This is a genomic window from Streptomyces sp. NPDC053474, assembly GCF_044544845.1.
GTDB lineage: Bacteria > Actinomycetota > Actinomycetes > Streptomycetales > Streptomycetaceae > Streptomyces.
Genome location: NZ_JBITXV010000012.1, coordinates 90,966 through 101,382 on the forward strand (window position 1 = coordinate 90,966; position 10,417 = coordinate 101,382).

At 72.6% G+C, this 10,417-nt stretch carries 8 protein-coding genes; 5 read left to right on the forward strand and 3 right to left on the reverse strand.

The window, feature by feature from the left end; all coding sequences use genetic code 11:
* Window positions 1-150: 150 nt before the first annotated feature.
* The 3 genes from ACIG3E_RS27420 to ACIG3E_RS27430 all read left to right on the forward strand — a co-directional run bounded on the left by ACIG3E_RS27420 (window position 151) and on the right by ACIG3E_RS27430 (window position 5,120).
* Window positions 151-858, forward strand: a complete 708-nt coding sequence (locus tag ACIG3E_RS27420) for a leucine-rich repeat domain-containing protein (RefSeq protein ID WP_399622218.1) — start codon at window positions 151-153, stop codon at window positions 856-858.
* An 831-nt stretch (window positions 859-1,689) separates the two neighbouring features.
* Entirely contained in the window at window positions 1,690-2,913 is a 1,224-nt protein-coding gene (locus tag ACIG3E_RS27425; RefSeq protein ID WP_399621674.1) for a hypothetical protein, read from the forward strand.
* Window positions 2,910-5,120 carry a tetratricopeptide repeat protein gene (locus ACIG3E_RS27430; protein ID WP_399621678.1) on the forward strand — a complete coding sequence of 737 codons (2,211 nt, stop codon included), beginning with the start codon at window positions 2,910-2,912 and terminating at the stop codon, window positions 5,118-5,120. The genes ACIG3E_RS27425 and ACIG3E_RS27430 overlap by 4 nt, the downstream gene beginning before the upstream one ends.
* Window positions 5,121-5,255: 135 nt before the next feature.
* Here ACIG3E_RS27430 and ACIG3E_RS27435 read toward each other — a convergent pair whose 3' ends face one another.
* Window positions 5,256-6,614 carry a lysine N(6)-hydroxylase/L-ornithine N(5)-oxygenase family protein gene (locus tag ACIG3E_RS27435; RefSeq protein WP_399621681.1) on the reverse strand — a complete coding sequence of 453 codons (1,359 nt, stop codon included), beginning with the start codon at window positions 6,612-6,614 and terminating at the stop codon, window positions 5,256-5,258.
* A gap of 624 nt (window positions 6,615-7,238) precedes the next feature.
* On the opposite strand from ACIG3E_RS27435, the gene argB reads away from it, so the two are divergent.
* Window positions 7,239-8,195, forward strand: coding sequence for an acetylglutamate kinase (argB, locus tag ACIG3E_RS27440; RefSeq protein ID WP_399621684.1), 957 nt, complete (start codon window positions 7,239-7,241; stop codon window positions 8,193-8,195).
* Here argB and ACIG3E_RS27445 read toward each other — a convergent pair.
* Both ACIG3E_RS27445 and ACIG3E_RS27450 read right to left on the reverse strand, forming a co-directional pair.
* On the reverse strand, window positions 8,179-8,700 hold the full coding sequence (locus tag ACIG3E_RS27445; RefSeq protein ID WP_399621687.1) for a GNAT family N-acetyltransferase: 522 nt from the start codon (window positions 8,698-8,700) through the stop codon (window positions 8,179-8,181). The genes argB and ACIG3E_RS27445 overlap by 17 nt on opposite strands.
* Window positions 8,701-8,839: 139 nt before the next feature.
* Window positions 8,840-9,052: an MbtH family protein gene (locus ACIG3E_RS27450; RefSeq protein WP_399621690.1), complete on the reverse strand. Its 213-nt coding sequence runs from the start codon at window positions 9,050-9,052 to the stop codon at window positions 8,840-8,842.
* A gap of 168 nt (window positions 9,053-9,220) precedes the next feature.
* On the opposite strand from ACIG3E_RS27450, the gene ACIG3E_RS27455 reads away from it, so the two are divergent.
* Window positions 9,221-10,333, forward strand: coding sequence for an alpha/beta hydrolase-fold protein (locus tag ACIG3E_RS27455; RefSeq protein WP_399621693.1), 1,113 nt, complete (start codon window positions 9,221-9,223; stop codon window positions 10,331-10,333).
* Window positions 10,334-10,417: the final 84 nt, after the last annotated feature.

A 10,417-nucleotide genomic window follows, 5' to 3' on the forward strand; every position in this document is an offset into this window, starting at 1 on the left:
TCCGCCACATCCATGAGGCGGGCTTCCCGCACAGCCCGCCGAGGGCCGGGTCCAGAGTCCACCGGGCCGCACCCGGGAGCCCTTCGCGGCGGGCGCCGCCCGGCCGCGGGCGCGCCCCGGAGAGAGGCGCCGGTGACCAGCGCGACCGTACTGAACTACTGGAAGGCCGGGCTCACCGACGTACCCGACGAGGTGTGGCGCCACCCGCGCCTGGACGTGTTGCTGCTGCCCGACAACAAGCTCACGCGACTGCCCGCCCGCCTCGGCACGCTGGCCTCGCTGCGCACCCTCGACCTCGGCCACAACCAGCTCACGTCCGTGCCGCGCGAGCTCGGCGACCTCACCGCGCTGAGCGACTTCCTGTACCTGCACGACAACCGCCTCACTTCCCTGCCCGGGGAGTTGGGCCGTCTGACGCGCCTGGCCTATCTGAACGTCGGCGAGAACCGGCTCACCGAGCTGCCGGACACCCTCGGCGCCATGACAGGCCTTGTCGAGCTGCGTGCCCAGCACAACCGGCTCGCCTCGCTCCCCGCCTCGCTCGGCGGCCTGCGCTCCCTGCGGGAGATGTGGCTGCGCGGCAACGCCCTCAGCTCGCTGCCCGCCGCCGTGCGGCAGCTGAGCGCGCTGCGCGAACTGGAGCTGCGGGAGAACGCCTTCGCCGCGGTGCCCGACGCGCTGCGCGGGCTCCCCCTGCTGCGGCGCCTCGATCTGCGGGCCAATCGACTGCGCGGACTTCCCCACTGGCTCACCGAGTTGCCCGCCCTGGAGAAACTCGATCTCCGCTGGAACGAGGTACCGGACGACGACCCCACCGTTGCGGCCCTGCGCGCCCGCGGCTGTGTGGTGCTGCGCTGAGCCGTCCGCGCCACGCCGAACGCCCCGCACCGGGAAGAGAATTCCTTGACTTAAAGCGCGGGCGCGTTAACTGTCCAAAGGTATAGGGAGATTTCCGAAGCGGGCATTCCTTTGCCTTTCGGGCCGCTCGCACGCCCGTGACCTGTGCCTTCACAGGCACGCCGGAGACACCTCAAGAGACTTTGCCCACCGTTGAATTGGCCTCGCGGAGGCGGTATACGGATGCCCGCATTCCCGGGTTGACATCAAAGGCGACGCCCCACCAAGCTGTCCGTGGACCAGTGACGAGGGATCCAGATATGCCACTCCCATCGATTTCACTGGGATCCTGGCACATTTCCCGCGGTGGCTTTCCGCGCCCCATTTCCATTCGGGGGCGTGCCACCCGGGGCTGCCACCCGAAGAAGGGAACAGCCATGGCGCGCGCCGTCTGGATGCGGCCCGGAATCATCCCATCCGGAGTCGGCCGCGGCACGGCCCGTTCCACCGAGTGACCTGGCGACGCCGGATCCGGGCGTCATTCCTCTCCGGGCGGCGGAGTTCCCCTCCGCCGCCGACTCCACGGCTCACCGGCTCACCGGCTGAGCCATCGGCCCCGGCCCGGCCGCCGGCCGCCAGGTCACGCAACCCACCGGCACCAGCCACCGAGAGGAGGAGACCCATGAAGAAGATGCCGATCCGCAAGGCCGGTCCGATCCGTCTGACGACCGCCTGCTACTACGCGTGCGCCGAACACTGAGCACCGCGGAGCCGGGCCCCGGTCCGGGCCCGGCTCCGTCCCCGCCCGCCCCGGCCGGGCCCGCCCGGCCGCATGGCAGAGAGGCACGCCGGATGAGCGTGACCGTACCGGGCGGTGGCACCGTCCGCCTGCACCGCCTGACGATGGTCGCCGAGGCCGACGGCGTCATGGTCGGCCGCCCCGACACCGGCTCGTACGCGGTGTTCCCCGAGGAAGGCGCCCAGGTCCTGCGGCTGCTCGACGCCGGGGGGACCGTCGCCGACGCCGCCGACTGGTACGCGCGCACCTGCGGCGAGACCCTCGACATGGAGGACTTCCTGGCCGCCGTCGACGACCTCGGCTTCCTGCGCGCCGACGGGGACGCCCCGGACCCCAGGGAGTCCGGGCCCGTGCGCTGGCAGCGGCTCGGCCGCTGGACGTTCTCGCGCCCCGCCGGGGCGTGCTACGGCGTGCTCGTCGTGGCGGCACTCGCCGCCATGGCACACGACCCGGCGCTGCGGCCCTCGTACCACCAGCTGATGTTCACGAGCCACCTCTCGCTGATCGCCGTCAGTCTGTTCACCGCGGCGATCCCCTGCATCCTGGCGCACGAGGGCTTCCACGCGCTCGCGGGCCGCAGGCTCGGGCTGCCCTCGACGCTCGGCATCGGACGGCGGCTGTACTACCTCGTCGCCGAGACCCGCATGGACACGCTCCTCAGCGTCGAACGGCGCCGCCGCTACCTGCCGTTCCTCGCGGGCATGCTCGCGGACGTGCTGCTGGTCAGCGCGCTCACGCTCACCTCCGCCGGGCTCAGCCGCACCGGTGCGCCCGACTGGGTCCCCGCGCTGTGCCTCGCGGTCTCCTTCACCTGTGTGCTGCGGCTGGTCTGGCAGTTCCTGTTCTATCTGGAGACGGATCTGTACTACGTCGCCACCACCGCGCTGCGCTGCACCGACCTGCAGAACGCCACCCGCTTCCACCTGCGCGCCCTCGTCCGGCGACGGCTGCGCCGCCCGCCGCCACGGGCCGACCGGGAGTGGTCCGACCACGACCGCGCCATGGCGCGCCGCTACGCACCGGTCCTGGTGTCCGGCTACGCCTTCTCGCTCGCCAGCCTCGCCTGGGCCGCCGTGCCCACCGCGCTGACCTTCTGGTCCACGGCCGTCGACCGGTTCACCCGAGCGGGGACGCCGGTCGCCGACCTTCTCGACGCCGCGTTCTTCGTCGCCCTGACGGCGTTCGAACTGAGCCTCCTGCTCTACGTCACCGTGCGGGACCGGCGCGCCAAGGCCCGCACCGCCACCGCCTCACGCCGAGGAGCGTCATCCGCATGACCGCCCTGCCGCCCCACCACCGCTGGATCCTCACCGCCGAAGAGCCGGAGCCGACCGGCGAGCTGCCCGAGCCCCCGCGCCCCGACCTGGAGGTCGGCTGTCACCGGCGGCTGCGCGGGCCGTTCACCGGCGGCGGCTCGTTGCTGCGCCGCGTCGTGCCCGAACTGCTCGCCCGCGATCCCGAGTCGGTGGCCGCGCGGGCCACGGAGATCACGGTGATCGCCCCGGACCTCGCGCCGCTGGTCCCGCGTACTCCGCGGACGCTCACCCAGCTGGCCGACGCCAAGGAGCGCACCCGCTTCTACCCCGCGCCGCGCGCCCTGCGCATCGCCCACGGCGTGGCCGAACTCGCCCTGGACTGGGCGCGTCTGCTCCGTCCCGAAGGCGCCGTCATCGCCTTTTACGACGTCGACGAGGCCGACCCCACCGACCGCGAGCTCGTGGCCATCCTGCTGCGCCGCTGCGACCCCGCCCGGCTGACCGTGGTCGCGGAGAGCCATGGCGACCGCGACGACGCGCTCACCCGCGCGCTCACCACGTACACCGTCCGTGCCGCGCGGGCGCCCCGGCCCCCGTCGCCCCGGCGCGCGGAGGCCGATCTGGCCCAGCTGTTCATCGACTCCGACGGCACCAGCCGCGACCCGGCCGTCCGGAACGCCTATGCCGCGCTGCCGCCGGCGGAGCGGGCCCGCAGGCACACCGCGCGCGCCGAGGCCCTGAGGGACCTGGACGATCCGACGCTGCGCCTCGGCGCCATCCCGTACCACTTGGAGCACGGCGACGACCCGGCGGGCGCGGGCGTCGCGGCCTTCGTCGAGGCCGTCAACAGCTGCTTCGCCGCGGGTCTGTACGAGGCCGTCGCCGACCTGGCCGCGCGCGGGCGGCGGCTCGCGGCCGACGGCGGCTGGTCGAAGGCGTACCGCACCTTCACGCACAAGGCCGCCGCGTGCCTGTGCTATCTGGGGCGCGGCCACGAGGCGTTCGCCTATCTGGAGGAGATGCGCCGCGCCACGGTCGACCCGGACGTGCACATGGGCACGGCCTATCTGTCGGCGATGCTCCACACCCGCTTCCTGCCCCGCCAGGCCCACGACGAGGACCTGGCGCTCGCCTGGGTGAACACGGCCATCGCGTTCGCCGACAGCCATCCCGACCCCGAGCGGCGGGTGCTGGCCCGCGCGTTCATGCGCAACGCCCGCGCCCTCGTGGAGCTGCACCGCGGTGACGTCGACGGTTCGCTCGCGCTCGTCGAGGAGGCGATCGCCCTCACCGACGCCGGCTTCGGCCCGGACGAGCAGCTGCTGCACCGCTCCGTCCTGCTGTACAACCGCGCGCAGGTGCGGGCCGCGCGCAAGGACCACACGGCCTCGCTGCGCGACTACGACGACGTGATCCGCCGCGACCCGGACTACGGCGACTACTACTTCGAGCGCGCCGCGCAGTACCGGGCCCTCGGCCGCCACGACGAGGCCCTGCGGGACTACGCCACGGCGATCCGGCTGACCCCGCCGTTCTACGAGGCGCACTTCAACCGCGCCGACCTGCTGCTCGAACTCGGCGACGACGAGGGCGCGTTGCGGGACCTGGACTACGCCCTGGACCTCGAACCGGGCCACCTGGACTCCCTCACGCACCGCGCGGAGCTGCTCCTGGAGCGCGGCGACACGGCCGGGGCCCGCCGCGACGTGGAGCACGGCCTGGCCATCGAGCCGCGCCACGCCCCGCTGCTCGCCGCGCAGGGCGCGCTCCTGGAGGCGACCGGGGACCCGGAGGCCGCGTACGAGAGCTACTCGGCGGCGCTCGTGGCCGAGCCCGCGTTCGTGCCCGCCTGGGCCAACCGCGCCGTGCTCGCCTACGCCGGCGGCCGGGTCGAGCAGGCCGTCGCCGACCTGGACGCGGCGCTGCGCATCGTGGACGACGCCACCTTGCGGGCCAACCGTGCCGTGGCGTTGCAGGACCTGGGCGAGCACCGCCGCGCGCTCGCCGACCTCGACGTGGCGGTCTCCGCCCTGGGCGCCGACGACCCGGACGTGTTCTATCTGCGGGGCGTCAGCCGCCACGCCCTGGCCGACGCCCGGGGTGCCCTGGCGGACTGGCGCGCCCATCTGAAGGCCTTCGGCCCGGGCGAGACCTCGCCGCGCGGCGCGGAGATCGAGCTGCGGGCCGGTGACCTGACCCTCGCGCAGATACGGGAGGGAGTCGAGTGACGGACCGCGAGGTCCCGCGGCGGGCGGAGACTCCTGGTGGGCGACCACGCCCTGGTCGTCGGTGGGGTGACCAGGGCGTGGCACGCGGCGGGCGGGCGCCCGCCGGTGCACCACGCCGGCGGTTGCGTACGCCTGTCAGGCGCTCTGGCGCTGACGGCGGGCGAGGAGTGAGTCCCGGATCTCCCCCGCGCGCACGGCCGTGTTGGAGAGCAGCGTCGAGGTCAGGCCGTGGGTGTGCTCGGTGCCGCCCTGGAGGTAGACGGCGGCGCTGACGTTGGCGTTGGTGGCCACGCGGTGGTCGCGGCTGACGACCAGCTCGTCCTCGTCGTCGCGGCGGCACAGCTTGTCGACCTCGCCGAGGCGTTCGCCGAGGCCGCGCGGCCGGTAGCCGGTGGCGTAGACGAGCACGTCGGCGGCCAGCGTCTCGCGCTCCCCCGTGGGCAGGAACTCCACGCCGATGTCCAGGCGGTCCGGGTGCGCGTCGATGTCGCGGATGCGGGTCACGTTCAGCATGCGCAGCCGCTGCCGCCCCTGGACCTTCTCCTGGTACATGGTCTTCGACAGGGACTCGATCAGGTCGATGTCCACGACCGAGTAGTTGGTGGAGCGGTGGTAGTCGAACAGCGACTGCTTCACCTCCCGGGGCGCGTGGTAGAAGAGGTCCACGGCCTCGGGGTCGAAGATGCGGTTGGCGAAGGGGCTGTCGTCGGCGGGCGTGTAGCCGTACTTGGCGAACACCGAGCAGACCTCGGCGTCGGGGAAGTTCCGGTGCAGGTAGTCGACGCACTCGGCGGCGCTCTGCCCGGCGCCGAGCACGACGGCCCGGCGCACCGGGGTCGCGGTCTCCTTGAGCGCGGCCACGCGCGGGATCAGCTGGCTGTTGTGGAAGATCCGCTCGGAGTTCTCCATGCCGGGCGGCAGGTGCGGCTCCAGGCCCGTGGCCACGCAGATGCTGCGCGCACGGCGTACGACGGTCCGCTCCGGGTCCTTCGCGTCGCGGCTGACGACCTCGAAGTGCGTGATCTCGCCGTCCTCCGTCACGGGGCGTACGGCGACGACTTCGGCCGAGTAGTCGACGAGGTCGTCGACGCGGGCCGCGGCCCACTCCAGGTAGTCGTGGAACTCGACGCGCAGCGGGAACAGTGTCTTCTGGTTGAGGAAGTCCACCAGCCTGTCGCGCTCCTGCAGGTAGCACAGGAAGCTGAAGGAGCTCTTCGGATCACGCATGGTGACCAGGTCCTTCAGGAAGGACACCTGCATGGTCGCGTCGTCGATCAGCATCCCCCGGTGCCAGCCGAACCGCGGCTGCTTCTCCAGGAATCCGGCGCGTATCCGGTCGCTCTCGCCGAGCCGCGCGTTGTGTTCGTGGACCGCGATCGCGAGCGCCAGGTTCGATGGCCCAAATCCGATCCCCAGGACGTCATACATCACGTCCGTCCCCCTGTGCTCATCACGCGTCTCCGGCCCACTGTGCACGGCATTCACCCGCTTCATCGCCTCCTTAAGCAGCCACATCGTAGATAAGGTTAGCCTTACCTTGCAATGTCTGAGGAGGAATCATATGCGGGACGCCGCCTCCGGCCAGCGGATCCGGGGGCGCCGGGCGCCGCGGACCTTGCTTGATTCCGAGGGCGCCTCGCCTTGCCCTGGACGGGAAGCAGGCCCCACCACTCCTCACTTCGAGGGCGGCGCACCTACCCGAGGAAGTGACCACGCACACACGGGACCCAGGGCGACCAGGTGGCCGATTTCGCCACCCGGTTCGATCGGCGCCGAGCGGCGGGACACTTGAAGGCCGCCGAAGATTTCCGGCCACCGTCGCCACGGCACGTTGAACGTACACGATCCCTCGCCACTCACAGACACGGGCGCCCCGCCGCCGGGCGCGCGGACATACGGCACACATCAGTCACTTCGCTCGTGCGCACGCGCGGTCGGCGACGGAAAATGAAAAGTCTCCCGGTCGACAGATCCCGCCTCCCGAAAGGCCGTTGAGTGCTCCACCGAACTGCGGCGCAGAATACGGGCCCACCATAGAACTTAGGTTAGGCTAAGCTAAACCCAATCTTGATCGGCCCACTTGAAGAGGTGGGCCCGCCCATGAAATGGAGTGGCTCCGTGAGCGTGACCGCTGCCCGGGGATGGCCCACCAGCGGGGTGCCCGCCGCGATCAGTGAATCCGGCGACCCCCTTCCCTGGCCGGAGGAGCTCCAAGGCAGCGCCGTCGTCGTCAAGTTCGGCGGCAACGCCATGGTGGACGCGGATCTGCAACGCACGTTCGCCCAGGACGTCGTGGAGCTGTGGCAGGCGGGCCTGCGCCCGGTCGTCGTCCACGGCGGCGGACCGCAGATCAGCGCCATGCTCGACCGCCTGGGCCTGGAGACGCGGTTCGAAGCGGGCCTGCGGGTGACGACGCCGGAGACCATGGACGTCGTCCGCATGGTGCTGACCGGCCGCGTCCAGCGGGAACTGGTCGGCCACATCAACGCCCACGGCCCCTTCGCCGTCGGCATGTCCGGCGAGGACGCCCACACGATGACCGCCGTCCCGCGACCGGCGTGGGTGGACGGCGAGCCGGTGGACATCGGCCTCGTCGGCGAGGTCGTGGACGTGAACCCGGACATGGTGCGCTCGCTCCTGGAGCAGGGGCACATCCCGGTGGTGTCCCCCGTGGCGCGCGGCGAGGACGGGCAGGTCTACAACGTCAACGCCGACCTCGCGGCCTCGGCCCTGGCCGTGGCCCTCGACGCCGAGCGCCTGGTGATGCTCACCGACGTCGAGGGCCTGTACGCGAACTGGCCGCACAGCACCGAGGTCATCGAGCACCTGACGGCCGACGCCCTCGGCGGCCTCCTGCCGGGCCTGGCGAGCGGGATGCTGCCCAAGATGGAGGGCTGCCTGCGCGCCGTCCGCGGCGGCGTCCGCAAGGCGCACGTGGTCGACGGCCGGGTGCCGCACGCGGTGCTCCGCAGCGTCCTCGCACCGGTGAGCCCCGGCACCACCGTGGTCGCCGACGACACCTTGGCGCCCGAGCGGCGAACCGTCACAAGGACTTCGCTCACAAGCACTTCGTGAGGATCCGGGCGTTGCGGCGCGGATCCAGGGAAGCCGCCCACGACGGAGGCGCCAGGCGCGCCGTCGTGGGCGCGAACCCGTAGCGCAGGAACAGGCCGCCACCGCCGGTGGTGGCCGTGAACAGGGCGCCGAGACGCTCGGCGTGCGCCGTCGCGAGCACGGCCCGCAGCAGGGCGGCCCCCACGCCGCTCCCCTGCCGATCCCCGGCCACGCAGAAGTTGTACACGACGCCCGCGCGGCCGCCGCCCTGCGCCGGGGCCGCCCGGTGCGTTCGCAGTCCCACACAGCCCGCGAGGGTGCCGTCGGCCGCCTCCGCCACCAGGAAGTCGGCCGCGTGCGCGGCGTAGAGCTCCACCGGCCGCTCGCGCAGCGCGCCCGAGCGCACGAAGGGGCGGGACAGTTCGGCAAGCGCGGGCGCGTCCTCCTGGCGGGCGGTGCGCACGGCGTGCGGTGGCGCGGGCCGGGCGTGCTCCTGCGGCGCAGGGCGCGGCGTAGCCGTGATCAAGGCTTTCCTTCCTCGGTTCCACGATCGAAGAGCGGCGCGTGGCCGCGTTCCCCTGACGGGGCATCAAAGTAAGGTCAGCCTTACCGTTCACGTGCCCGGTCCGCGCCGCACCGGCGGGCGGCCGATCGGCTCGACCTCGTCAGGCGTCCATGGACGCCGCGAGGGAGCGGGGGCGCAGATCGGTCCAGTGGGTCTCGACGTACTCCAGGCACGCGTCTCGGGAGTTCTCCTCGAAGACGACCGTCCAGCCCCCGGGGACCTCGGCGAACGCGGGCCAGAGCGAGTGCTGGCCCTCCTCGTTCACCAGGACCAGGAAGCGGCCTTCGGTATCGTCAAACGGGTTCGTGCTCATGTTCGTTGTCTCCTCGGGGTCGACGGGCCGGCGTCAGCCGCGTCGAACGTGCTCTTCAGCTCGTCGGCACGCGCCGGAAAGGGAGAGGCGCGCCACAATTAGGTTAGGCTCACCTAATTAAGATTAGCCTATTCCTTCCCCATCCCTCTCACAAGGAGCGGTCCTGTCGTGACGGAACCTGCCTCCGGCCTCGCCGCCGGAATCGACGCCCCCCTCGCCGAGTTCGGTCTGCCCGGCGCGCCCGGCACCGAAGCGTTCTGGGCGGCTGTCGGAGCTCCCGTGTCGGTCCCCGACGGCGACGGCGGCTGGGTGACCCTCTTCCTGTGGCGCGGCTCCCCCGCGACCCTCGACTTCGAGAGCTGGTCGGCACCGGTCCCGCTGCTCCGCTGGGACGACACGGACTGCTGGTACGCCAAGGTGCGCATGCCCGCGCGCCTGCGCGTCACCTATCAGTTCCGCGCGGACGACGCGGCCCACGCCGACCCCTTCAACCCGGCCGGCGCGGGCGGCGACCGCTCCATCGCCGCCACGCCGGACGCCCCGGCCCAGCCGCACTGGCCCCTCGTCGGCCCCGACGACGTCCTGCCGCTGCCCCGCACCCGGGTGCGCTGGGCCAGTGAACGGCTCGGTGGGCGGCGCACGGTGCGCGTCCACCCCGTGGGCGGCGGCGGGCCCGTGGTGCTGCTGCTCGACGGGGACGACTGGCTGTACCTGCACCCCGCCATGACCGCGTTCGACGCGGCCGCCGCGGCGGGTGAGATGCCTGCCTGCACCCTCGTCTTCCTGCCCGCCAAGGACAGGGCGGCCGAGTTCGGATGCCGCGGCGACCTGTGGGAGGCCGTCCGCGACGAACTCCTGCCGCTGGTCGCGGAGTCCGGCGTGCCCGCGCGGCCGGACCGGCTCGTGGTCGCCGGGCAGAGCCTCGGCGGGCTGAGCGCGCTGCACGCCGCCCTGGAGTACCCGGACCTGGTGTCCCGCGTCGCCTGCCAGTCGGGGTCGTTCTGGTGGACGCCCGACGCCATGGACGCGGCGGACCCGCTGGGCGGCCCGGTCGGCGGCGCCGTCGCCGCGCGGCTGCGGGAGCGCCCCGACCTGTCCGGGCTGCGGATCGCGTTCGACGTGGGGGAACACGAGACGCGGATGCTGCCCCACTGCGAGCTGACCGAGACCCTGGCCGAACAGGCCGGTGCGACCGTGCGGGTCTCCCGCTCCGCGGCGGACCACGACCGCGCGGGCTGGCGGCAGGCGCTGCTCCGGGACGTCGCCTGGGCGCTCGCCTGACCGGCTGACGGGCCGACCGCCTGGCCGCCTGGCCGCGGCGACGGCCCCGTACGACAACAGCGGTTCCCAGGAGGTTCTCCACCT